Source organism: Labrys sedimenti, assembly GCF_034424805.1.
In the GTDB taxonomy this organism is placed as follows: Bacteria; Pseudomonadota; Alphaproteobacteria; order Rhizobiales; family Labraceae; genus Labrys; species Labrys sedimenti.
The window spans coordinates 923865-947926 of record NZ_JAXOUF010000001.1; the positions used below are offsets into that span (position 1 = coordinate 923865).

At 62.5% G+C, this 24062-nt stretch carries 24 protein-coding genes and 3 tRNA genes; 11 read left to right on the top strand and 16 right to left on the bottom strand.

What is annotated here, in order from left to right; genetic code table 11:
- Positions 1-230: 230 nt before the first annotated feature.
- The 5 genes from rnr to U1R88_RS04330 all read left to right on the top strand — a co-directional run bounded on the left by rnr (position 231) and on the right by U1R88_RS04330 (position 4704).
- The gene (gene rnr / locus U1R88_RS04310; protein WP_322430122.1) at positions 231-2540 is read left to right on the top strand and encodes a ribonuclease R; all 2310 of its coding nucleotides are present in this window, start codon (positions 231-233) and stop codon (positions 2538-2540) included.
- The gene (locus U1R88_RS04315) at positions 2537-2944 is read left to right on the top strand and encodes a DUF983 domain-containing protein (RefSeq protein ID WP_322430123.1); all 408 of its coding nucleotides are present in this window, start codon (positions 2537-2539) and stop codon (positions 2942-2944) included. Before rnr ends, U1R88_RS04315 begins: the two co-directional genes overlap by 4 nt.
- 23 nt (positions 2945-2967) lie before the next feature.
- Positions 2968-3681: an NUDIX hydrolase gene (locus U1R88_RS04320; protein ID WP_322430124.1), complete on the top strand. Its 714-nt coding sequence runs from the start codon at positions 2968-2970 to the stop codon at positions 3679-3681.
- A 171-nt stretch (positions 3682-3852) separates the two neighbouring features.
- Positions 3853-4020, top strand: coding sequence for a 50S ribosomal protein L33 (gene rpmG / locus U1R88_RS04325; protein WP_068297055.1), 168 nt, complete (start codon positions 3853-3855; stop codon positions 4018-4020).
- A 75-nt stretch (positions 4021-4095) separates the two neighbouring features.
- A complete protein-coding gene (locus U1R88_RS04330) occupies positions 4096-4704 on the top strand; it encodes an MFS transporter (RefSeq protein WP_322430125.1) in 609 nt (202 codons plus the stop codon).
- 36 nt (positions 4705-4740) lie between these two features.
- Here the strand turns inward: U1R88_RS04330 and rpe are convergent, their stop codons facing one another.
- The 8 genes from rpe to U1R88_RS04370 all read right to left on the bottom strand — a co-directional run bounded on the left by rpe (position 4741) and on the right by U1R88_RS04370 (position 13702).
- A complete protein-coding gene (rpe, locus tag U1R88_RS04335) occupies positions 4741-5424 on the bottom strand; it encodes a ribulose-phosphate 3-epimerase (RefSeq protein ID WP_322430126.1) in 684 nt (227 codons plus the stop codon).
- A 29-nt stretch (positions 5425-5453) separates the two neighbouring features.
- On the bottom strand, positions 5454-6389 hold the full coding sequence (gene cbbX / locus U1R88_RS04340; RefSeq protein ID WP_322430127.1) for a CbbX protein: 936 nt from the start codon (positions 6387-6389) through the stop codon (positions 5454-5456).
- Between the two features lie 106 nt (positions 6390-6495).
- Complete coding sequence (locus U1R88_RS04345; protein WP_322430128.1) at positions 6496-6915, bottom strand: ribulose bisphosphate carboxylase small subunit; 420 nt, start codon at positions 6913-6915, stop codon at positions 6496-6498.
- A 13-nt stretch (positions 6916-6928) separates the two neighbouring features.
- Positions 6929-8389 (bottom strand): form I ribulose bisphosphate carboxylase large subunit, encoded by a 1461-nt coding sequence (locus tag U1R88_RS04350; RefSeq protein WP_322430129.1) that lies wholly within the window; start codon positions 8387-8389, stop codon positions 6929-6931.
- A gap of 28 nt (positions 8390-8417) precedes the next feature.
- On the bottom strand, positions 8418-9500 hold the full coding sequence (fba, locus tag U1R88_RS04355; protein WP_322430130.1) for a class II fructose-bisphosphate aldolase: 1083 nt from the start codon (positions 9498-9500) through the stop codon (positions 8418-8420).
- Between the two features lie 50 nt (positions 9501-9550).
- Positions 9551-11575 carry a transketolase gene (tkt, locus tag U1R88_RS04360; protein WP_322430131.1) on the bottom strand — a complete coding sequence of 675 codons (2025 nt, stop codon included), beginning with the start codon at positions 11573-11575 and terminating at the stop codon, positions 9551-9553.
- A 74-nt stretch (positions 11576-11649) separates the two neighbouring features.
- Positions 11650-12525 (bottom strand): phosphoribulokinase, encoded by an 876-nt coding sequence (locus U1R88_RS04365; RefSeq protein WP_322430132.1) that lies wholly within the window; start codon positions 12523-12525, stop codon positions 11650-11652.
- Positions 12526-12640: 115 nt separating this feature from the next.
- A complete protein-coding gene (locus U1R88_RS04370) occupies positions 12641-13702 on the bottom strand; it encodes a class 1 fructose-bisphosphatase (protein ID WP_322430133.1) in 1062 nt (353 codons plus the stop codon).
- 125 nt (positions 13703-13827) lie between these two features.
- On the opposite strand from U1R88_RS04370, the gene U1R88_RS04375 reads away from it, so the two are divergent.
- Positions 13828-14763 carry a LysR family transcriptional regulator gene (locus U1R88_RS04375; protein WP_322430134.1) on the top strand — a complete coding sequence of 312 codons (936 nt, stop codon included), beginning with the start codon at positions 13828-13830 and terminating at the stop codon, positions 14761-14763.
- A 59-nt stretch (positions 14764-14822) separates the two neighbouring features.
- On the opposite strand, the gene U1R88_RS04380 is transcribed toward U1R88_RS04375, so the two are convergent.
- On the bottom strand, positions 14823-15191 hold the full coding sequence (locus tag U1R88_RS04380) for a response regulator (RefSeq protein WP_068297025.1): 369 nt from the start codon (positions 15189-15191) through the stop codon (positions 14823-14825).
- Positions 15192-15373: 182 nt separating this feature from the next.
- Here U1R88_RS04380 and U1R88_RS04385 point away from each other — a divergent pair, with 182 nt between their 5' ends.
- On the top strand, positions 15374-15703 hold the full coding sequence (locus tag U1R88_RS04385; protein ID WP_322430135.1) for a DUF3572 domain-containing protein: 330 nt from the start codon (positions 15374-15376) through the stop codon (positions 15701-15703).
- Positions 15703-16971 (top strand): DNA polymerase IV, encoded by a 1269-nt coding sequence (locus U1R88_RS04390; protein ID WP_322430136.1) that lies wholly within the window; start codon positions 15703-15705, stop codon positions 16969-16971. Before U1R88_RS04385 ends, U1R88_RS04390 begins: the two co-directional genes overlap by 1 nt.
- 119 nt (positions 16972-17090) lie before the next feature.
- Here U1R88_RS04390 and U1R88_RS04395 read toward each other — a convergent pair whose 3' ends face one another.
- The 7 genes from U1R88_RS04395 to U1R88_RS04425 form a co-directional block, all read right to left on the bottom strand.
- Positions 17091-18791, bottom strand: a complete 1701-nt coding sequence (locus U1R88_RS04395; RefSeq protein WP_322430137.1) for an ArnT family glycosyltransferase — start codon at positions 18789-18791, stop codon at positions 17091-17093.
- Between the two features lie 99 nt (positions 18792-18890).
- Positions 18891-18967: transfer RNA gene (locus U1R88_RS04400), tRNA-Arg, on the bottom strand.
- A gap of 23 nt (positions 18968-18990) precedes the next feature.
- Complete coding sequence (locus U1R88_RS04405; protein WP_322430138.1) at positions 18991-19296, bottom strand: ETC complex I subunit; 306 nt, start codon at positions 19294-19296, stop codon at positions 18991-18993.
- 33 nt (positions 19297-19329) lie between these two features.
- Positions 19330-19406: transfer RNA gene (locus U1R88_RS04410), tRNA-Pro, on the bottom strand.
- Positions 19407-19501: 95 nt separating this feature from the next.
- A complete protein-coding gene (locus U1R88_RS04415) occupies positions 19502-19921 on the bottom strand; it encodes a DUF192 domain-containing protein (protein ID WP_245315001.1) in 420 nt (139 codons plus the stop codon).
- 59 nt (positions 19922-19980) lie between these two features.
- Positions 19981-20571: a cold-shock protein gene (locus tag U1R88_RS04420; RefSeq protein ID WP_068297011.1), complete on the bottom strand. Its 591-nt coding sequence runs from the start codon at positions 20569-20571 to the stop codon at positions 19981-19983.
- Positions 20572-20742: 171 nt separating this feature from the next.
- Positions 20743-21519 carry an SIR2 family NAD-dependent protein deacylase gene (locus tag U1R88_RS04425; protein WP_322430139.1) on the bottom strand — a complete coding sequence of 259 codons (777 nt, stop codon included), beginning with the start codon at positions 21517-21519 and terminating at the stop codon, positions 20743-20745.
- Positions 21520-21553: 34 nt separating this feature from the next.
- Between U1R88_RS04425 and U1R88_RS04430 the strand changes: the two genes are divergently transcribed.
- The 3 genes from U1R88_RS04430 (at position 21554) to U1R88_RS04440 (ending at position 23892) form a co-directional block, all read left to right on the top strand.
- A complete protein-coding gene (locus tag U1R88_RS04430) occupies positions 21554-21994 on the top strand; it encodes a VOC family protein (protein WP_068297007.1) in 441 nt (146 codons plus the stop codon).
- A 116-nt stretch (positions 21995-22110) separates the two neighbouring features.
- Positions 22111-22185, top strand: a tRNA-Glu gene (locus U1R88_RS04435).
- A gap of 684 nt (positions 22186-22869) precedes the next feature.
- The gene (locus tag U1R88_RS04440) at positions 22870-23892 is read left to right on the top strand and encodes a sulfotransferase family protein (protein ID WP_322430140.1); all 1023 of its coding nucleotides are present in this window, start codon (positions 22870-22872) and stop codon (positions 23890-23892) included.
- Positions 23893-24062 lie beyond the last annotated feature (170 nt).

Sequence of the window (24062 nt, forward strand, 5' to 3'; positions counted from 1 at the left end):
AACACGGCTCTGACGCGCAGTGGGATCCGTTGGGATCGCCGCGCAGAGCGCTTCGACAACCTCTTCCTTCGACAGACACAGCTGCCAATCGCGCAGGACGTTGCGGAAATGCGCAATGTCCACGATTGGCTTCGACAAATACCCCATGCGTTGGTCTATGATGACACTGGATCCACTGCCCGCTTTCCTTGGGCATGCCGGGCCGCCAACGCCAATTCGGAATAATTTCTGTGGTTCGTAAAAACAAACAAGCCGAGGCATTGGAACCCGCCCTGCCCAGCCGCGAAGACATTCTCGCTTTCATCGCCCGCTCGCATGGCCGCGCCGGCAAACGGGAGATCGCCCGTGAATTCGGCCTGGGCGGGGCCGAAAAGATCGCCCTCAAACATCTGCTCAACGAATTTGCCGACGAAGGCGCGGTGCAGCGCAGCCGCAAGGGCTTCAATGCGCCCGGCGCCCTGCCCTCCTCCCTCGTCGCCGACATCACCGGCCGTGACCGGGACGGCGAACTCGTCGCCGTTCCTTCCGACTGGAACGAGGACAATGGCAAGCCGCCGCGCATCGTGGTGACCGTTCCCAAACGCTTCGGCGGCGCGGCGCCCGGCGTGGGTTCCCGCGTTCTCCTGCGCATGGCCGATGGCGGCTCGGATCATCAGCCGACCGGCCGGGTGATCAAAGTGCTGGAGCGGCTGCGCCAGCGTATTCTCGGCGTCTTCCGCCGCCTTCCCAATGGCGAAGGCCAGATCGTGCCGATCGAGAAGCGCAATGCCGGCCGCGAGATGCTGGTGCGGCCCGACGATGCCGCGAAGGCCGAGGATGGCGAACTCGTCGCCATCGAGCCTCTGCGGGCCCCCCGCCATGGCCCGCCGATGGCGCGCATCGTCGAACGCGTCGGCAAGGTCGGCAGCGAAAAGGCGATCAGCCTGATCGCCATCCATGCCCACGACATTCCCTATGTCTTCCGCAAGGACACGCTGGAAGAGGCCGAAGCCGCCAAGCCCGCCACCTTGTCCGGCCGCGAGGATTGGCGGCGCCTGCCGCTGATCACCATCGATCCGGCCGACGCCAAGGATCACGACGACGCCGTCCATGCCGAGCCCGATCCGGCCAATCCGGGCGGTCATATCCTGACCGTGGCGATCGCCGATGTCGCCGCCTATGTCAGGCCGGATTCGCCGCTTGACCGCGAGGCCCTGATCCGCGGCAATTCGGTATATTTCCCCGATCGTGTCGTGCCGATGCTGCCGGAACGTATCTCCAACGACCTGTGTTCGCTGCGGGCCAACGAAGACAGGCCGGCGCTGGCCGTGCGCATGATCATCGCCGCCGACGGGCGCAAGCTGCGCCACAGCTTCCATCGCGTGATGATGCGCTCGGCCGCCAAGCTCTCCTACCAGCAGGCCCAGCGCGCCATCAACGGCGATACTGACGAGGTGACGGGCCCGCTGCTCGCTCCTGTCCTCCAGCCCCTGTGGGCCGCCTATGCCTGCCTGAAGACGGAGCGCGAAGGCCGCGGGCCGCTCGACCTCGATCTGCCGGAGCGCAAGATCCTCTTGAAGCCCAACGGCATGGTCGACCGCGTCGTCGTTCCCGAGCGCCTCGACGCTCATCGGCTGATCGAGGAATTCATGATCCTCGCCAATGTCGCGGCGGCCGAGACGCTGGAGGCCAAGAAGACACCGCTGGTCTATCGCGTGCATGACGAGCCTTCGATGGAGAAGATCATCGCTTTGCGCGAGTTCCTCCACACGCTCGACATTCCGCTCTCCAAGCAGGGCTCGCTTAGGCCGAACCAGTTCAACGTCATCCTGGAAAGAGTAGCAGGCACCGATAACGCCCATCTCGTCAACGACGTGGTGCTACGCTCGCAAAGCCAGGCTGAGTATTCGGCCGACAATATCGGGCATTTCGGCCTCAATCTGCGGCGCTATGCGCATTTCACCTCGCCCATCCGCCGCTATTCCGACCTGATCGTGCATCGCGCCCTGATCCGGGCGCTGCATCTGGGCGATGACGGCCTGCCAACGGAGATGACGCCTGCCATGCTCTCCGAAATCGCCGGTCGGATTTCGGCCTGCGAGCGGCGAGCCATGACGGCGGAACGCGAGACCATCGACCGCCTGATCGCCCATTTCCTGGCCGATCATGTCGGCGAGATCTTCCAGGGGCGCGTATCCGGCGTGATCAAGTCGGGCCTGTTCGTCAAGCTCGCGGAAACCGGAGCCGACGGCTTCGTGCCCGCCGCGACGATCGGTCACGACTATTATCGCTTCGAAGAGAACGCGCATCAGCTTATCGGTGCAGCCACGGGTGAATCCTTCCAGCTTGGCGACACGGTGTCGGTGAAGCTGGTGGAGGCAGCGCCCTTTGCCGGTGCACTGCGCTTCGAGATCGTCTCGGACGGTCAGCGGCGCCGAGCGCCCGGCCGAAAGGTCGGCGTGGTCAAGCGGCCGCGGATCACCGATCGCAAGGGCAATGCGGCCAAACGCAAGGCCAAGGCGCTCAAAGGCGAGCGCGCCGGGAAGGGAAGTCGGCGATGAACGAATATCGGCCCGAGCAGCGCGACGCGGCGCTCGCCATGCGGCGGGGCGCCTTTGGGCGCTGCCCCAATTGCGGCAAGGGCAGGATCTTCACCTCCTACCTCAAGGTCGCTCCCCGCTGCAGTGTCTGCGGAGAGGACCTGTCGCATCATCGCGCCGACGACGCTCCGCCCTATTTCACCATGCTGATCGTCGGCCATATCGTGGTTGCAGGCATCCTTACCTGCGTGATCGAAACGGAGATGCCGCTCTGGTCGCTCGGCGTGATCTTCGGTACGCTGACCATCGTGCTGTCGCTGGTCCTGCTGCCGATGATCAAGGGTGCCATCATCGGGCTGCAATGGGCAAACCGCATGCATGGTTTCTCCGGCAAGCCGGATCCCGATACGCTTTCTCCGTACTGAGCCATTTCCTTCCTGCTGAACCCATGCCCGAAATCCCGTCCTCGCCGTCAAAACCTCGTCCCGTCCACCCCCGCGATGCCGCTTCGCTGATCCTGCTCGACCGCACCGGCAGGAAACCGCGCATCCTGATGGGAAGGCGACATTCAGGCCATGCCTTCATGCCGGGTGTGATGGTATTTCCCGGCGGGCGCGTCGAGCCGGCCGATCGCAGCATGAGTGCCTATGGCACGCTGGCCGCCCATACCGAACGCGGCCTGCTCACCCGTGTTGTCAGCCCCTCCCCGGCCAAGGCCAGGGCGCTGGCCCTGTGTGCGATCCGGGAGACCTTCGAGGAAACCGGCATCCTGCTCGGCGAGACCGGCCTCGGAGCTCCGTCCACCAGCAGCGCCCATTGGCAGGCCTTCGCCGAACACGAGGTGTTCCCCTCGCCCGAGAGCCTGCATTTCGTCGCCCGAGCCATCACCCCGCCGGGCATGAAACGCCGATTCGACACGCGCTTCTTCGTGGCCGATGCGAACGCCATCGCGCACCAGACCGAAGGCGTCGTCGGTCCCGACTCGGAGCTGATCGAAACGAAATGGCTCTCCTTCGACGAAGCCCGCGCGGAAGATCTGGTCTGGATCACCCGCACCATTCTCGAGGAAGTCGCCAAGAGACTGGAAATCGGCCTGGAGAAGGACGTTCCCGTACCCTTCTATCGCGAGCAGCGAGGCGTGCGGAGCCGGGAAGAGATCTAGAAGAGCCGCGAGCGGCCGGCATGACCGCACAATTCCCGCTGGCGCGCTCTTCTTTTGGTTGACTTCGGCGCTTCCATGAGTAGTGTGCGCCAAGATTCAAAAGGGCCGCGCCATTGCGCGGCTTTGCTGCCTTAGCCGATACGGTCCGGTAGCAATATTCGGAGCATCACCATGGCCAAGGCCGCAACCATCAAGATCAAGCTGCTTTCGACGGCAGACACGGGCTACTTCTACGTCACCAAGAAGAACACCCGCACGAAGACCGAAAAGCTCGCGATGAAGAAGTATGACCCCGTCGCACGCAAGCACGTCGAGTTCAAGGAAACCAAGATCAAGTAAGATCGGTTTCCGGATCGAAATCAAGGGCGCCTTCGGGGCGCCCTTTGTTTTTGCAAGGCTCGTGGGAGGCTACAGATGTCGATGTCCGGCGAAACCCAAGGGCCCTCCCGTGGCTTGCAGTTCTTCATCCTCGCCTGCACCCTCCTGGTCATCGGCTTCGGTTCCGGAGCTGCCTCGATCAGCCTCTCGGCCATCTTTCAGGAATTCGCGCTCTCCTACGCACTCATAGGCGCCGTCACCTCTGGCGTTTTACTGTTCCTGATCCTGTTTCTCGCCCTAGGCGGGCGCCTGCGGGCACTGGTTGGCGACAAGCCCCTGCTGCTGGCGGCAACTGCCGTCTTCGTCGCCGGCGAAGCCCTGGGCGGACTTGCCCCCGATTTTTCCGTCTGGGCCATCGGGCGCCTGCTTCAGGGAGCAGCAAGCGGTTGCCTCCTTTCCGTCAGTCTTGCATTTGCGGCCGACAATGCTCGCCGGCGATGGCGGGGCGACGTCATAAGTGTGCTGCTTGCCCTCTATTTCCTGGGCACGGCACTTGGCCCCGGCGTGGCAGGCTACGTCACCGCATTTTACAGCTGGCGTGATATCTCCTACGCTTCCGCAGCGGCCGGCGCGATCGTGCTCATCCTGCAGGCAGCCTTCGTCACTGCGCCCAGAAGGCCGGAAATCGAGACCATTTTCGACTGAGCCGCACCCGGGGGCGATCCAGGCCGCATCCTGCCGCTATGCCGCCTTGCGGACATGGTCTTCCGCTGCCTCGCGAATGGCGGCGATATTGCCCGCATAATCTGCAGCCCCGCCCCGGAACACGGCCGATCCCGCCACAAGGGTATCGGCGCCGGCCGCGGCGACTAGGGCTGCCGTCTCTGGATTGACGCCGCCATCGACCTCGAGACGGATCGGCCGTGTTCCGATCATCGCCCGGATGCGCCGGATCTTGTCGAGCTGCGAGGTGATGAAGGCCTGCCCGCCAAAACCCGGATTGACCGTCATCACCAGGATGAGATCCAGACGGTCGAGCACATAATCCAGTACGCTTTCCGGCGTAGCCGGGCAAAGCGTCGCTCCCGCCTTGCAGCCGAAAGAACGGATCGCCTGCAGTGAGCGATCCAGATGGGGGCCGGATTCGGCATGTACGGTGATGATGTCGGCGCCGGCCTTGGCGAAGGCTTCCAGATAGGGATCGGCCGGCGTGATCATCAGATGCACGTCGAAGGGCTTCTTGGTGTAGGGCCTGATGGCCTTGATGACATCGGGCCCGAAGGTGATATTGGGCACGAAATGCCCGTCCATTACGTCGCAATGGATCCAGTCCGCCCCGCTGTCGTCGATAGCCTTGATCTCCTCGCCCAGCCGCGCGAAATCGGCCGACAGGATGGAGGGCGCGATCACGATCGGTTCTGCCATAATGGTCTTCCTTTCCTTTGTGCTCCTGGTCAGGCGCTGCCGCCATCGGGCTGCGTGCCCTTGGCAAACACACGGCTCGCCAGCACATCGGCCGCTTCGATGGTCATGATGTCGTCCGCGGTCAGCCTGCGGTCGAGGTCGTCGACGAGCCGGCTCGCCTGGCGCAGGCGGATGCGGTCGAGGGCGTTGCGGATGGAGCGCGCATTGGAAAACAGAGGCTGGGTCTTGCGCAGCTCGATATAGCGGACGAACGCCGCCCGTGCCTGCGCATCGAAGCGGTAGTTGCGCTCCTGCAGCATCAGCTCGGCAATCGACAGCAGTTCGCCGTCCTCATAATCGGGAAAATCGATGTGATGGGCGACCCGCGAGCGGAAGCCGGGATTGCTGGCGAAGAACTTCTGCATGCGATCTTCGTAGCCGGCCAGGATCACCACCAGATCGTCGCGCTGCGTCTCCATCACCTGCAGCAGGATCTCGATGGATTCCTGGCCGTAGTCGCGCTCGTTCTCGGGACGATAGAGATAATAGGCCTCGTCGATGAACAGCACGCCGCCCATCGCCTTCTTGAGGATCTCCTTGGTCTTCGGCGCTGTGTGGCCGATATACTGGCCGACCAGATCGTCCCTGGTCACCGAAACCAGATGCCCGCGCCTGATGAAGCCGAGGCGGTGCAGGATGTCGGCCATGCGCAGGGCCACCGTGGTCTTGCCGGTGCCGGGATTGCCGGTGAAGGACATGTGCAGGGTCGGCGGATCGTTCGCCAGGCCGATCTTCTGCCGGATACGCTCGATCATCAGAAGCGAGGCGATCTCGCGGATGCGTGTCTTCACCGGCTTGAGGCCGATCAGTTCGCGATCGAGCTGGGCGAAGACGTCGGCGATGCCGACCGCCTCGAACTCCTGCCTGAGATCGATGGACTGCGCCACCGGCGTTCCGGCCTCTTTCACGGTGTCTGCATCGAGCATGGAAATTCTCCCGAAAGGCTCCGCCGCCCGGTCGGCGGCGGAGCAAGTTGTCCAGTTGGTCGCCAGGGACGGGAGGCACTGCCGTCACCAACCGGACTGGGACGTCTCAGCCGTAACGCTGGCCTTCCGGCCGGTCCGCGGCATAGCTGTGGGTGGTGTAGCGGATGTTGCGTCCGACGCTCTCCTGGCGTTCGAGGCGGAACCCGGGCTCGTCCTTTGGGCGATTGACGATGAAGGAGATACGCACCGACTCCCAGCCATGCGTGGAATCGAAGCCCGAGATGCGGATATAGCGATCACCATAGACGCGCCGGCATTCGGCGAGTTCCATCATCACGCCCGCCGAATCGCGCAGGTCGAACATCGGCAGGCCCCACATCTCCCAATAGGTGTTGCGGGGATGGGGATCGTCGGTGAATTCGATGTTCACCGCCCAGCCCATCTCAAGGCAATATTGCACCTGCCGGCCGATCTGCTCGTCGGTGAGATCGGGCAGAAAGGAAAAACATCCTTGTGTGATACGCATTGTCCCTCTCCTTTCAGGCCGTGACGGCGACGGTGGGCACGAAGTCCGGCGTGTCAGTGGATTCGTAGTTGAAGGTGACGTCCTTCCACACTTCGAGCGCCTGCTTGAGCGGGGTGCAGCTATTGGCCGCCTTGGCCAGGATTTCCGGGCCCTCATGCAAGTAGTCGCGCCCTTCGTTACGGGCGAGGATCATGGCTTCCAGTGCCACGCGGTTGGCCGTTGCGCCGGCAGCGATCCCCTGCGGATGGCCGATGGTGCCGCCGCCGAATTGCAGCACCACGTCCTCGCCGAGCAGATGCAGAAGCTGATGCATCTGGCCGGCATGGATGCCGCCGGAGGCCACCGGCATCAGCTTGTTGAGGCTGGCCCAATGCTGGTCGAAGAAGACGCCATGTTCGAGGTTGGTCGGATTGAAGTCCTCGCGGCAGATGTCGTAATAGCCGCGCGTGGTGTTGGGATCGCCTTCCAGCTTGCCGACCACGGTGCCGGCATGGATGTGGTCGACACCGGCCAGCCGCATCCATTTGGCGATGACGCGGAACGACACGCCATGGCTCTTCTGGCGCGTATAGGTGCTGTGGCCGGCGCGGTGCAGATGCAGGATCATGTCATTGCGGCGCGCCCAGGCCGCCATAGACTGGATCGCGGTGTAGCCGATCACCAGATCGATCATGACGATGTTGGAGCCGATCTCCCGGGCGAAGTCGGCCCGCTCATACATCTGCTCCATCGTGCCAGCCGTGACGTTGAGATAGGTCCCCTTGATCTCGCCGGACGCGGCCTGTGCCTTGTTCACCGCCTCCATGCAATAGAGGAAGCGCTCGCGCCAATGCATGAAGGGCTGCGAGTTGATGTTCTCGTCGTCCTTGGTGAAATCGAGTCCGCCCTTCAGCGCCTCGTAGACGACGCGGCCATAGTTGCGGCCCGACAGGCCGAGCTTGGGCTTCACCGTGGCCCCCAGCAGCGGCCGGCCGAACTTGTCGAGCCGTTCACGCTCGACCACGATACCGGTCGCCGGCCCCTGGAAGGTCTTCACATAGGCCACGGGAAAGCGCATGTCCTCCAGGCGCAGCGCCTTCAGGGGCTTGAAGCCGAAGACATTGCCGATGATCGAGGCCGAGAGGTTGGCGATCGAGCCCGGCTCGAACAAATCGAGGTCATAGGCGATATAGGCGAAATACTGGCCGGGCGCGTTTGGCACCGGGTCGACCCGGTAGCACTTGGCCCGGTACTTTTCCGCCGCCGTCAGCCTGTCCGTCCACACCACCGTCCAGGTGGCGGTGGAGGATTCGCCGGCCACGGCCGCCGAGGCCTCGATCGGATCGACGCCATCCTGGGGCGTCACGCGGAACAGCGCGATGACATCCGTGTCCCTGGGTTCGTAGTCGGGCTCCCAATAGCCCATCTTCCTGTATTCCATCGTGCCGGACCGGTAGCGATCCTTGCCGCGGACGGTTTGTGTATTCACGTTCATCTCGTCCTCCTTGACTGGATGGATTGCGCTATGCTGCGGCCGCCAGGCCAGCGAGTTTCGATTCCAGGCTGCCGGCTCGATAGCGCCGGGCCATTTCGGGCAGCGGAACGACCTTGATCCGCGAGGCGTGTCCCGCCGTGCCGAACGCTTCGAAACGTTCGCGGCAAAGGGTTTTCAATCCGTCCATGGCGGGTTTGAGGAACTTGCGCGGATCGAACTCGCTGCGGTTCTCGCTGGCGACCTTTCGGAAGGCGGCGGTCATGGCGAGGCGGCAATCGGTATCGATATTGACCTTGCGCACGCCATGCCGAATGCCCCGGACGATCTCGTCCACCGGCACGCCCCAGGTCTGCGACATCTCCCCGCCAAAGGCGTTGAACATGTCCTGCAGTTCCTGCGGCACCGAGGAGGAACCGTGCATGACCAGATGCACGCCGGGCATGCGGCGATGGATCTCCTCGATCACATGCATGGCAAGGATGTCGCCATCGGGCTTGCGGCTGAACTTGTAGGCGCCATGCGACGTGCCCATCGCGATGGCCAGGGCATCGACCTTGGTGGCCCGCACGAAATCCACCGCCTGGTCGGGATCGGTAAGCAACTGGTCGTGGCCGACCTCGCCGACGACGCCGTGGCCGTCCTCCTGTTCGCCGCCCCCCTGTTCGAGCGAACCGAGCACGCCGAGTTCGCCCTCGACGGAGGCGCCGACCCAATGGGCAAGATCGACGACGCGCCGGGTGATTGCGACATTGTAGTCGTAGCTCGCCGGCGTCTTGGCGTCGGCCTCGAGCGAGCCGTCCATCATCACAGAGGTGAAGCCATAGCGCAGCGCCGTCGCGCAGGTCGCCTCCTCATTGCCGTGGTCGAGATGCAGGCAGAGCGGGATCTGCGGATACATCTCCTCCAGGGCTTCGACCATCTTCGCCAGCATGATGTCGTTGGCATAGGAGCGGGCGCCCCGCGAGGCTTGCAGGATCACGGGAGCATCGACGGCCGCCGCGGCCTCCATGATGCCGAGTGCCTGCTCCATATTGTTGATGTTGAAGGCCGGCACGCCATAGCCATGCTCGGCGGCGTCATCCAGCAATTGCCTGAGAGTGATGCGGGCCATGACAGCCTCCGTTTCCATTGCAGCTTTTGAAATTTACAGACTTACAAACCCTATTCCCGTTTTCCCGACGCGAGCCGGCGGGCGGTCTCCACGATGGTGCCGGGCGTGATGCCGAACTCGCGATAGAGATCGCCGGCCGGTGCCGAGGCGCCGAAGCCCGTCATGCCGATGAAGACCCCATCCTCCCCGAGCAGGCGGGACCAATCGGCCTCGACTGCCGCCTCCACGCCGATGCGTGGAGCCGTTCCCAGCACGGCCTGGCGATAGACAGGTCCCTGACGCCGGAAGAGCTCGAAGCAGGGTGCCGAAACCACGGCGGTACGAATGCCCTCCTTCGCCAGGCGTTCGGCCGCCTCCACGGCGATCGAAACCTCCGACCCCGTGGCGATCAGGGTGATGTCTCGCACCCCCGGTGGCTCGACCAGGACATAGGCGCCGAGAGCGACCCCATTCACGCCGCAGTCGGAACGCAGCGTCGGCAGGGCCTGGCGCGACAGGCAGAGCACCGACGGTTGCCTGTCGGCCATGAGCGCGCACTCCCAGGCCTCGGCGGTCTCGACGGCGTCAGCCGGCCGGAACACCAGCAGATTGGGAATGGCACGCAGCGCCGCCAGATGCTCCACCGGCTGGTGGGTCGGTCCATCCTCGCCAAGACCGATGGAATCATGCGTCATCACGTGGATCACGCGCACCCCCATCAGGGCTGCCAGCCGGATCGCCGGCCGTGAATAATCGGCAAAGGCCAGAAAGGTGCCGCCGAAGGGGATGAAGCCGCCATGCAGGGCGATGCCGTTCATGGCTGCGGCCATGCCGAATTCGCGCACGCCGTAATGGATATAGCCTCCCGTGAAATCGTCGGCCTGCACCGGCTGTAACCCCTTTGCTTGGGTGAGGTTGGAATGGGTGAGGTCGGCCGAGCCCCCCAGGAGATTGGACTGAGCGGCAACGATCGCATTGATGACCTGCTGGGACGCCTGCCGCGTGGCGATCGTTGGGCATTCGCTGGCAAAGCGCTGCCGGATGCCGGCCAAGGCACGCTTGAGCTCCGCCCCCATCCCGCCTTTGAGAGCTTCCTCGAACTGGCGTCTTTCCGTTTCGCCGACATCGTGCAGCCTCTGCTGCCAGGCTTCGTGCTCGGCCTTGCCGCGGGCGCCAACCGCCAGCCATGCCTCGCGGATTTCGGACGGAATCTCGAAAGGTTCATATGGCCAGTCCAGAGCCTCGCGCGCGGCCAGACTCTCTTCGGCGCCCAGCGGCGCACCATGCACCTTCTCCGTGCCCTGCCGATTGGGCGCGCCGAAGCCGATGATGGTCCGGCAGGCGATGAGCGAGGGCCGCTCCGTCGCCCGTTCCTCGGCGATCGCCTTGGCCACGGCCTCGCGGTCATGGCCATCGACCCGTCGCGTCGACCAGCCGGATGCCGCGAAGCGGGCGAGTTGATCGTCCGAGCAGGAGAGCGAGGTGGCCCCGTCGATCGAGATCTCGTTGTCGTCGAACAGCACGATCAGCTTGCCGAGCCTGAGATGGCCGGCCAGCGAGATTGCCTCGTGGCTGATCCCCTCCATCAGGCAGCCATCGCCGGCGATGACGTAGGTATGGTGGTCGACGAGATCGTCCCCGAAGCGGGCATTGGCGAGGCGCTCGGCCAGGGCCATGCCGACGGCCGTCGCCAGCCCCTGCCCGAGCGGGCCTGTCGTGGTTTCCACGCCTTGCGTGTGACCATATTCGGGATGCCCCGGCGTCCTGGAGCCCCATTGCCGGAAGGATTTCAGCTCTTCCAGCGTGAGCTCGGGATAGCCGGTGAGATGCAGGAGGCCATAGAGCAGCATCGAGCCGTGCCCGGCTGAAAGCACGAAGCGGTCCCTGTCCGGCCAGGCGGGGTCCGACGGATCGAACTTCAGGAAACGGGAGAACAACACGGTGGCGACGTCGGCCATGCCCATGGGCATGCCGGGATGCCCGGACTTGGCCTTTTCCACGGCATCGATGGCCAGGAAACGCAGGGCATTCGCCATGTCGCGATGTGGCACCGAGGTCTCGAAAGTGGCTGATGGCGTCGAGATATTCACGGACATGTCCTCCCATTCCGCTGCCGAGGGCAGACGGTGGTGTGGTTCACGGAAAGGCTCTGTGTCTTGCGGGCGCGCTTCTAGGCGGCCCGTTTCTTGCGATCGACCAGTTGCAGGATCAACGGGGTCAGGATGAGCTGCATGGCCAGATCCAGCTTGGAGCCATGGATGACGATGGAGTTGGCCCGCGACATGAAACTGTTGGGGATCATCGACAGCAGATAGGGAAAATCGATCCCCCTTGGCACCTGAAAGCGGATCACCACCATCGATTCATCCGGCGTCGGGATCCAGCGCGCGATGAAGGGGTTTGAGGTATCCACCGTCGGCACGCGTTGGAAATTGATGTCGGTATGGGTGAACTGCGGGCAGATATAGTTCACATAGTCCGGCATGCGCCGCAGAATGGTGTCGGTCACCGCTTCGGTCGAATAGCCCCGCGTGCTGCGATCGCGGTGTAGCTTCTGGATCCATTCGAGATTGATCACCGGCACGACGCCGATCTTGAGATCGGCATATTTGGCAACGTCGACCTCGTCGGTCACCACCGCTCCATGCAGCCCTTCATAAAAGAGCAGGTCGGTGCCTGGAGGCAGCGGCTTCCAGGGTGTGAAGGTCCCGGGCGGGGCCCCGTAGAGAATCTCCTCCTCGTCATCATGGACATAGTGGCGCGTGGTGCCGGTACCGTGATTGCCATAGTCGCGGAACAGCGCCTCCAGCTCGGCGAACAGATTGGTTTCCGGGCTGAAATGACTGAAATGCTTGTTGCCCTTGGCCGCCTCATCCGCCATGTGGGCCCGCATCTCGGCCCTGTCATAGCGATGAAAGGAATCGCCCTCGACATAGGCCGCCTCGATGTTCTCCCGGCGGAAGATCTGCTCGAAGGTCCGCTTGACCGAGGTGGTGCCGGCGCCGGACGAGCCGGTAATGGAAATGATCGGATGCTTGATCGACATGGTATTCCCTGACGGCGAAAGCATTTTCCAGAAGAGCTGACAGGCTTTTCGATTAAGAAAATGCGTCAGAACAAAGAGTTAGAGAAGAGGAGATCTGAAGGGATCGCATTTTGCTCTAAACGCGGAAGAGACCGCGATTGGCGAACAAGGGCGCCGAGGTCGGTGGCCACAAACCCGGCCTGTTATGCAACGTTTCCAAACGGGCGACCTTATTGGAGGCCCCGAGGATCAACGGTACGCGCTGATGCAACGAGGTCGCACGGATGTCGAGAATACGGATGCGGCCGTTCGACCCCGCCCCTCCCGCGCGCTCCATCAGGAAGGCCATGGGATAGGCTTCGTAGATCAGCCGCAGGCGCCCCTGCCCGTAGCCGGTCCTGGCGTCGGCCGGATAGAGATAGATACCGCCTCGGGTGAGGGCCCTGAAGGTGTCGGCCACCAGCGCCCCATGCCAGCGCATGTTGTGGTCGCACCCCGACGGACCATCGGCACCCGCCTGGCATTCGTCGATGAAGGCCCGCACCGGCTCCTCCCAATGCCGATAGTTGGAGGCGTTGATCGAATATTCCGGCTGGTCCTGGTCCGGCAGGCGGACATTGGCCTGGGTCAGTCGAAAGTGGCCGCTGCGGCGGTCGAGGGTGAAGATGTCCACCTCCTCGCCGAGCGAAAGCACCAAGGTCGTCTGCGGGCCATAGATGACGAAGCCTGCGGCAAGCTGGCTGGTGCCGGCCGGCCAGACCAGGGTGCGGTCGGCCGCCGAGGCCAGCACGATTTCATCCGGTGTCGGCATGACGGAAAAGATCGTCCCCACAGGCATGTTGAGGTCGAGGTTGCCGGAGCCATCGACCGGATCGATGGCGACACATAGCGGCTGACTCGCATCCCAGATCTCCAGCTCATCGACCTCCTCCGAGGCAAAGGCCGCAATGGCGCAAGCCTTCAGCGCTTCCCGGAACTGGCGGTCAGCCCAGACATCCATGTCCTTTTGTTCGTCTCCGCCGGCATTGTGGCCACGGGTTTCCTCGACGATCTCGGCAAGGGCGCCGAGCGACACGGCTTCCGACACGCGAATGGCCGTTGCGGCCAGGCTGGCGACGACTTCGGCAACCGCAACCCTGAGCATGTCGCTGCCGGCGTGGCGGGAGAGATAGGAGTCCAGAGTCGGCTTGTCGGTCATCGGCATTTCCCCCGGATGACGCCTCGTGAGAGGCATCGTCATTTCGCGATCTTTCGAGGAGCTTGACCGAAAATAGAAAATAAACGAAATTTTGTTTTCTTCGCCTTTGCGAAAGTTTTCCTTATATGCCTGTTCGCCTGCGCGACATCACCCGCCGGCAGCTCCGCGCCCTCGCCGCCATCGCGGCAAGCGGCTCGGTGACTTCGGCCGCCAAGAACCTGCATCTCACCCAACCGGCAGTGACATTGCAGCTTCGCAATCTGCAGGACCTAGCCGACCTACCCTTGCTGCAGCGGACGGGCGATGGGATGATCCTCACCGACGCCGGCATCGAGATGCTGCAATTGCACAGCCGCATCGAGGCGGCCATTGCCGATTGCGAAGCCACGCTGGGCATCATTTCTGGAAAGACCGCCGGGCGTGTCTCGATCGGGGCCGTCAGCACGGCCAAGTACTTCGTGCCCTTCATCATCGCGGCCTTTTCGCGCGCACATCCCCGGATCGAAGTGACATTGTCGATCGGCAATCGCGCTGAAATCATGCAGGCCCTGCGCGACTACAAGCTCGACGTGGCCATCACCGGCCGCCCTCCTCCCGACATCGAGGTCGAGAAGCACCTGATCGGCCAGAACCCGCATGTCATCATCGCATCGCGCAACCACTGGCTGTCAAAGGAACGAGGCCTGGCCGCGGTCGATTTGTCGCATGAGACCTTCCTCACGCGCGAGCCCGGCTCGGGCACGCGCATGCTGATGGAACGCCTGTTCGAGCAGACGGAGCTTGCCCCCCATATCGGCATGGAGTTCGATTCGAACGAGACGATCAAGCAGAGCGTGATCGCCGATCTCGGCATCGCCTTCCTGTCGGCCCATACCGTCGCGACCGAGCTGGAGGATGGGCGCCTGGTGACATTGGACGTGGCCGGCCTACCTGTGACGCGCCAATGGTTCGTGGTGCGCCGGGTCGACAAGGTACTGCTTCCTCCGGCTCAGGAAGCCCTGGATTTCATCGCGAGAGAAGCATCGCAATATCTGCCGCGCCCAGTCCTCAGCCACGACTGACTTGAAAAAAGGGAATTCCGGGATCGCAGGCATCCTTGCCTTAGCGAATTTCGAACGGCCTATTCTCCCAGGAAGCCTCGCACGGTTTCCAGGAACTTCGCCACCGAGATCGGCTTCGACAGATAGGCCTCGCATCCCCCCTGGCGGATGCGTTCTTCGTCGCCCTTCATGGCGAAGGCGGTGATGGCGACCACCGGGATCGACTTCAGCTCGTCGTCGTCCTTGAGCCAGCGCGTCACCTCCAGGCCGGAAACCTCCGGCAGCTGGATATCCATCAGGATCAGGTCAGGACGATGCTCCCGCGCCAGGTTCATCACATTGATGCCGCTGCGGGTTTCCACGATGTCGTAGCCGTTGGCTTCCAACAGATCATGGAAGAGCTTCATGTTGAGCTCGTTATCTTCCACGATCAGGACTTTCTTGGCCATGGAGACCCTCGTCTGCGCCAAAGCATCTCGCGATCCGGCAGAATCGCCAGGAATCGCAAAGACGCGTCAATACAAAGAGTTAGAACAAGGAAGCGTTTTCAGCAAAACGCACTTTGCTCTAGAATGAACCGCGGATATCGGGGCTGCGAATCTGTTTTCAACCACGCCCGCTTACAGGCACTTTGTTAGCAGTCAGTCCTTACCAAACGGGAAATCAAATGTTCAGGCAAAACGCCGGGCAGGCAGCACAAAAGCAACGCGCCGAAGAAATTGCGACGGCGGCTCTCGGCTTCATTGCGTCCCATGGAGATCGACTCAATGGTTTCTTCATGGCGACCGGCCTGTCGCCCGACGAGATTCGCAGCGCGGCCGCCAAGCCCGGTTTTCTGGCTTCGGTGCTGCAGCATGTTCTCTCGGATGAGGAGAGCGCCGCCGGATTTGCCACGGAAAACGGCTTGTCCCCCGAGGACTTGCAACGGGCGGCGTTCCAGCTCGGCCTTCGTTGGGACTGATGAGCGCGCTCTGCCGGGACTGTCTTGGCGAGGCTGGCGAGGCGGATCGCTGCCCAACCTGCCGCTCGCCCCGCATCATCCGGCATCCACAACTCGAGCGCCTCGCCATCGCCCATGTCGACTGCGACGCCTTCTACGCCACGATCGAGAAGCGGGACGATCCTTCCCTGGCCGACAGGCCGGTGATCGTCGGCGGTGCCAAGCGCGGCGTGGTCTCGACCGCCTGCTACATTGCCCGCACCTTCGGTGTCAGATCCGCCATGCCGATGTTCCAGGCTCTCAAGCTCTGTCCGGATGCGGTGGTCGTCAGGCCCAATATGGAGAAATATGTCGAGGTCGGCCACCAGGTTCGCGACATGATGCTGGCCCTGACGCCCCTGGTCGAACCACTTTCGATCGACGAGGCCTTTCTCGATCTCAGCGGCACCGACCGCCTGCACCATGCCAGCCCGGCGCGCACGCTGCTTCGCTTTGCCAACCAGGTCGAGAAGGAACTGAGGATCACCGTCTCCATCGGGCTCTCCACCAACAAATTCCTGGCCAAGACGGCCTCCGATCTGGAGAAACCGCGCGGCTTTACCGTGCTCTCGTCGGAGGAGGCACCGGACTTTCTCGCCCCACGCCCGATCTCCTTCATCTGGGGCGTCGGCAAGGCCGGCGCGGCGCGCTACGAAAAGGACGGGCTTCGCACCATCGCCGATCTGCAGAAGGCCGGAGAGCTACCCCTGATGCGCCGCTACGGTGTCGAAGGACAGCGGCTCGCCCGTCTCGCCTTCGGCCGCGATACCCGCAAGGTCGATCCGGAGGGCGACCGCAAATCCGTCTCGGCCGAAACGACGTTCGAACATGACCTGGCCAGCGGCGAAAGCCTGCTGCCGATTCTCTGGCGCCTATCGGAAAAAGTCTCTTCGCGCCTGAAAAAATCCGCCATTGCCGGCTCGACCGTGACGTTGAAGCTGAAATCGGCCGACTTTCGTATCCGCACCCGCGCCCAGAGCCTGCACGAACCTACACGCCTGGCGGCGCGCATCTTCGAAACCGGCAAGAAGCTGCTCTCGAAGGAGACGGACGGCACCCAATATCGCCTGATCGGCATCGGGGTCACCGGTCTCACCGACGTGGCCGACGCCGATCACGGCGATCTCGCCGATCCTCACGCCAAACGCCTGGTCGCAACGGAAGACGCCATCGACGCTGTCAGGGCGAAATTCGGCAGGATGGCCATGCAAAAGGGCATCGCCTTCAAGCCCGATAAGGGAGAAGCCTAGAGCAAAGCGCGTTTAGACAGAAACGCTTGTTTGCTCTCGCTCTTTAGTTTGACGCGTCCTTGCGATGCTCGGCGATTCCGCCAAATCGCAAAACGCTATAGCCAACGCCTCAGGCAACGCTACGGGCTGCGATACACGCCGATATCCAGCTTCTTGCCGCCATTGATGTTGATCCCCGCAACCCTGGAAACCAGGTCTGCCTTGATTCCGCTCGCGGCGAGGCGGGCCAGAAAAGCCGGCTCGAAGCGCTTGTCGACGAAAGCCGTGCGGCAGGCACCCTGCCCCAGGAAATCCGCTGCGCCTTCGGGGCTGGGCATATCGAGGTCCGTCCCGGCCAGGAAGACCAGGCTCGGTTCCCGGAAGCCGACGCTCGCGGCTGTGATATCAGGGCATTGAGCCGTCTGTGCCGCCGCGGCCAGGCGCGGACTGATGGCCATGGCCTGCAGCTTGGGAATGGCACCGGCATAAATGCCCCAATAAAGCAGCAGGCTGCCGGCGAGACAGGCCAGAACGGCCTCGACGCCCCTGTCCTCGCCCAGTCGCCTCCAGGCCAGCCATGCCGTCGCCACGGCCACGATGGCAAAGGGCAGCGTCAGCCATGCGATCTCCCGCTGGTAGAACCACACCGCGCCGATCGCTACGACCGCGAGCACCAGGGCCAACAAGGGAATGAGGCCAGCCGCGATGCGGGCCCACAGGCTCCGCGAGAGCCCGTCGTCGCAAACAGCCGCGGCGATCAGGATGGCGATCGCCGGATAGACCGGCAGGACGTAATGCGGCAGCTTGGTCGGGAAGAATTCGAAGACGAGCCAGAAAGGCACCAGCCAGGCGAGCAGGAAGACCGCCGAGGCGGTTCGGCGCTGCCGCCAGACCCATGGCGCGGCCAGGGCGGCCAGCGGCGCGAAGGGCCAGAACGTACCCCAGAAGACCGCTAGATAGGTGCCGGGCCAGCCGCCATGGGATTCCTGGGCGCCCGCCACCTTGTTCAGCATGTCCTTGCCGACCGATTCCTGCAGGAAGGCGCCCTTGGTCTGGATCATGATGGCAATGAACCAGGGCGATACCAGCACGAGGGTGAACAGGATGCCCCAAAGCCAGCGCAGTTGCCCGAGCCAGCGCCAGTCACGCGTGGCAGCCACCGTACCGGCAATGGTCAGGGCGACCAGAAGGGCGCCGATCGGCCCTTTGATCAGAATGGAGGCCGCCATGCCGATCCAGAACACCGCCGGCAGGCCCAGGCCTGTCGGCAAGGCTTCGCCACGACGGGAGGCCATGAAAAAGCGGGCAAGCACGCCCACCATCGCCATCACCGTCAAAAGCTGGGTCGCATCCGTCTTCGCCAGGCGCGCTTCGACGCCAAGCAACAGGCAACCGGCCATCATCAGTCCCGCCAGCAGGGCCGTGCGGCGGCCCACGAGCGGAATGGCGGTCCACCAGGTCAGCAGCACCGCACCGATCGCCGCGATCAGCGAGGGGATGCGATAGAGCCAGATCGTGGTACGCGCTTCGGGAACGCCAAGGCTCTCGCCGAGGCTAACGGCAGCCGTCTGCAGCCAGTAGATGCCGACCGGCTTCTTGAGCCGGGCCTCGTCCTGGAAGCGGATACTGACGAAATCGCGGCTCTCCAGCATCTGCTTGGAGGCCTGCGCGAAACGCGGCTCGTCCCGATCCATCGGCGGCAAGCCGGTGAAGCCGGGTGCGAGCGCCAGGATGGCTACCAGCAGAAGTGTCGCAAGCGCGAGCAGGTTGGAACCTGCCAGCCGATCGAGCATACGGGCCGACCCACGAACGGCAGCAGGTGCTTCGGATAAGGCGGCCATGCTAACCTCCACCGGTCTCGCCGGTCTTCGATGAGAAGTGGAGACCGCCGCACGCCACCGCGATATTGCCCAGGGCCGTGGCCGGGTTGTCCAGCGGGATGGCGACCCCAGCAGGGCTCGAACCTGCGACCTAGCGCTTAGAAGGCGCTCGCTCTATCCAGCTGAGCTATGGGGCCAGTCCAAAGCCGGGCGCAGGCGTTCAATGCGTCCACTGACCGATGCGCGAAACCTTGAAGTTGTCCGAATAGGACAGGATCTTCGTCGTCGCCTCTTGAGGCTCGAAGATCTGGTAGGCGATGCCGTTGCGGGTGGCGTAGGCGATGGCCTCTTCCTTGGTGGCGAAATGCAGCTTGACCTGCTGCTTCATGTCGCCCGAGGACGTCCAGCCCATCAGCGGCTCGACCGAGCGCGGCTCTTCCGGCTCGAATTCCAGGAGCCAGTCCTTCGTCTTCGCCGAACCGGACTGCATGGCCGTACGTGCCGGCTTGTAGATTCTGGCTGTCATCGTTCGCCGTCCGCCTTTTGTCTCATCCGTCGCTGGTCGGGGCAGCAGGATTCGAACCTGCGACCTATAGTACCCAAAACTATCGCGCTACCAGGCTGCGCCATACCCCGTTCAGGACGAATGTGAGCTTACTAAGGGGCCTCGCCGAGAACCGCAAGGGCCTGGGTGCCCCGATTTCAAAAAGTTGTACGACCGGATCGGGTCGTCAAGGCTTGAAGATCGGATAGCTCACCTTGTCGCCGGGCTTGATGCCCAGCTTGTCCGCCGTTCCAGCCACCACCTCCAAAACGGCAAGCACGGGCGCGCCTGACATGATTGTACGCGTCGACAAGGGCTCGGCACGCTTCTCGATACGCTGGATCGTGCCATCGCCACGAATGAAGATCATGTCGAGCGAGACATAGGTATTCTCCATCCAGAACGATGCGACGCGCTCCGCCGTGAATGGAAAGAGCATGCCCTTGTCCGGCTCCAGGCTGCGCCGGAACATCATGCCGCGCCGCTGCTCGTCTTCGGTCCGCATGACTTCGACCTGGAAGTCGCGCTGACCACCTGCGGTGGCGATCGACAAGGGTTCGAACACGCCGTCCTCGGCCGGTGAAGCCGAAAGACCGGCAATGCTCACAAACAGAGCCAGGACAGCAGCATAAACTATTGAAAAAAGAGGACTCTTGCGCATTCTCGTCAATGAGACTGGGGGCCAGCCGGGCCGTCGGCAAGCTTGAGCTCTGCGGCCATCAACCCCTTGGGTCCGGTGCCGAAACGCACCATCAGGATCTGCCCGGGCTTGAGATCCATGATGCCGAACCGCCGCAGGGTCTCCATATGAACGAAGATATCCGGCGTGCCATCCCCCCGCGAGACGAAACCGAAACCGCGCAGGCGGTTGAACCATTTCACCGTGGTCGGCTCGAAACCGCCCGTCGGCGTCACCTGTACATGGGTACGCGCAGGCGGCAGCTGGGCGGGATGGACGGCTGTCGATTCATCCATGGACAGGATGCGGAACACCTGCAGGCCCTTGGCACGCTGCGTGGCCTCGACGACGACGCGCGAACCCTCGAAGGCGGCCTGATATCCGTCCCGGCGCAAGACACTGACATGAAGCAGGATATCCTGGCTGCCATTGTCCGGAACGATGAACCCGTACCCCTTGGCAATGTCGAACCACTTGATGGTGCCGGCGACCTCCAGCAAGCCTGCCGGCCTCTCGTCCGGATGCCCCCCGGAGTCGCGAACTGGCTCGAACCTCGCTTCAAAATCGTTCGTACCCATCTACGCCATCCAACACATTGCCCACGGACTGGGCCGCCGCACGATTCTTGAGGCTGCTACGATAACACCCCCTGGCTCAACGGAAAGCCCGAATTAACATTTTTGTGCCTCATCTTCATACAATCGCAAAACGTCCCTAAAATCGACGAACTCTCGATAAACCGGCCGGATTTACAGGATAAACTCCCCGAGCAGATCGCCAATTTCTCCCCTCAGCAACAACTCGGCATAGGGGTCGCCCGGAGTCTCCTCCCGGTTGACGATCACCACTCGCGCGCCTTGGCGATGGGCAAGACGCGGCAGATCGGCAGCCGGATAGACGACCAGGGACGAGCCGACGACCACGAAAAGATCGCAGGTCCTGGCGAGTTCGGTAGCCCGTCGCATCGCCGCCTCCGGCATGGGCTGCCCGAAGGATATCGTCGCCGTCTTGATGAAACCGCCGCAATCATCGCAGCGCGGTGCCTCCCCGCTCGCCAGGAACGGGTCCCGCAGGGCCGCGATCTCATAGCGCCTGGCACAGTCGAGGCACGTCGCATAGGTGGTGTTGCCATGCACTTCCACCACGGCATCGTCGGGGATGCCCGAATCCTGGTGCAGATTGTCGATATTCTGCGTGATCACCGCCGGGCATTTGCCTGCCTGCACCCAGGAGGCGATCGCCCGATGGCCCCGCGTGGGCCGGGCCAGGCGGATCTCGTCATCCATGTCGAAGCGCCGGCGCCAGCTCTCGCACCGGGCCGCGTCATCGGCCAGGAACGCTTCGAAGGGAATCAGCTTCATCCGGCTCCAGCGACCACCGGGCGAGCGAAAGTCGGGAATACCGGCCTCCGTCGACAGCCCGGCACCGGTGAAGGCGACGATGCGTTCGGCTTGCGCCAGCATCTGCGCAAAGCGAAGAAGCTTTTCACGATGCACGGCATCCTTGTCGGCGGCGGCAATCGGCATTAGGCCATACCTCTCCAATTGCGATGAGGATCCAATGAAATATTTGCACACCATGGTTCGCGTTCGCGACCTCGATGCCTCGCTCAAATTCTATGTCGACATCTTCGGCCTGGTCGAGGGCCGTCGCTATGAAAACGAGAAGGGCCGTTTCACCCTGGTCTTCCTGGTCGCGCCCGAGGATCTCGACGCCTTCAAGGCGGGCAAGGCCCCTGCCCTCGAGCTGACCTACAACTGGGATACGGAAGATTACGGCAGCGCCCGCAATTTCGGCCACCTCGCCTATGAGGTCGACGATATCTATGCCTTCTGTGCCAAGCTTCAGCAGGCCGGCGTCACCATCAATCGCCCGCCGCGAGACGGCCACATGGCCTTCGTGCGCTCCCCCGATCTGATCTCGATCGAGATCCTGCAGAAGGGCGATTCTCTGCCGCCGGCCGAGCCCTGGTCGTCGATGGCAAACACCGGCGTCTGGTGAAACGGGGCATTTTTGCCCCAAAACCGGCACCAAAAGCGCCCGGCACAACTAATTTCACAAAGGCGGCATATTCCTCTTGCCGCCTGCGATTCCCCCCTCTATATGTCCGCCCCGCCGCGCCCTTCGTCTATCGGTCAGGACGCCACCCTTTCACGGTGGAGAGAGGGGTTCGATTCCCCTAGGGCGCGCCACACTGCTAAGTCACCTCAGGCTTATCAGTCACTTGCTGACCGAAATTGTCGCACCTCCTGCAACCCGCTTTCAAGGTGCGACACGGCTGTGCCGTTTCCGTTAAAACCTTGGCTGCAACGAGCGTCTCCGCGATGCGTTCGAAGCCTTTGGTTGCTAGGACGAACGCCCTCGCCTTCTTCGTGTACGTGCCTGACTGGCGGTTGTTCGCCCAGCCATACATCGCCTCGACCCGTGGCAAGGGCATCGCGATAATCAGGCACACGCCCGTCTGCTGGTCTTGAAGCTGACCCTTCTCGATCTGGCATACTGGCGCCCGGACTTGGTTGCGTCTGATCGGCGAAGGTCGGTGAAGAGCAACACCATGCAGGCCGGATAGGGATGAACTCAAGGAATAACGGCACGATCTGCCCGCAATCCTGGTCCTCCGGGATTGGGATCGCTTTCTTATTTCACCGGGACCGACACATGGGCGAGCGAGGAGCGAGCCCATCCTTCGGTGCAGCCGCACAACATTATTACGGACGGCGACCTCACCGAAATGAAAGGAAATGAAAGAAAATGAAAGGAAAAGTAAAGTAATCGCTATAATCTTATGTTGAATAAAATTATTCAAAGCTACACATAGGAAGCGCGTCAAGTATATCGAAAGGGGACAAATGCCACATCATGTTTTAGTGGCTTGTATGCCGAAATCGGCCTCGACATTCATTTCCAACGCCATCGCGAACATAGCCAGCCTCGAACGGGTGCAATTGGTGCCCAGTTTTGGGCGGCGCGAGCAGGAACTCTGCGAGGTCTGCCTCGTCGACAACAACCGATCGAATTATGTCTCCCAGCTCCATATCCGGGCAAGCAGTTGGACCGATCAGCTGTGCCACGAATATAATATTTCGGTAATCGTTCTGGTCCGAAGCCTGTTCGACGTGATCGTGAGCCTGCGAGATCATGCTCACCGCGAGAGTCCAGAGGGCTCGATCATGTTTCTGGAGCGGCAGCACCTGAACCGGAGTAGCGTCGAACTCGAGCACTTAATCGCGACCCTGGCGATGCCCTGGTACATAAATTTCTACATGGGCTGGCGCAGCTCGAAGGCAGGCCAGATCTTCATGTACGAAGATTTTGTCGCGGCCCCGGACAAGACTGTGGCTGAAATGCTCTCCTACGCCGGGTTGTCCGCGATGCCTGAAGCCATTTCAGCGGGCCTAGCGGCAGCAAGGACCGGCGGAAGCCGTATCAATGTCGGCAAAGCAGGGCGCGGCGCCGGGCTTCAGCCCGAGACCATTTCGTTGGTGCTTGACATGCTGAAAGCCTACCCGGAAATCCAGGACGACCGGTATATCGTCATGATGAGGGAGCAAGCGGAGCGGATCCTGTCCGCCCGGCAGGCAAACGCTTCGGCTGCCACAGCGAGCGCCCCCGAAATCGTCGTACCACCGAAGCTGAAGCTGTCGGCATTCGACCGGGCCAAGCGCTGGCTCCGCAGGAAATCTCGGTTGTTTGGTCGAAAGCAGAACCAAGTCGTCGCTGCGGGGTTGATTGCGTTTGCTGCCGTCTATTATTCGCTTTTCAGAAATCTGATCCCTAACTCAATGACTGGAGGGCGGGTCGACGACTTCCTGGTCACCGCAGGGTGCATTTTCGTTGCCTCACGGCTGATCACCCGGAGCAAGACTAGGCCAGTTCCGGTGACGCCGCGAAGAGCTTGAAGCGTTCTGGGATTTGAATGAATCACTTCAAATTCAAAAGACGCCTCTAATCAAGGGCATAGAAAGAAAATGCGATTCCATGAAATCGCACTTTGCTCCAGGGCGCGCCACACTTTCGAACCCAAGCATCGATATCAGCCAAATATCTCGCGAATTCGATGCTTTGGTTC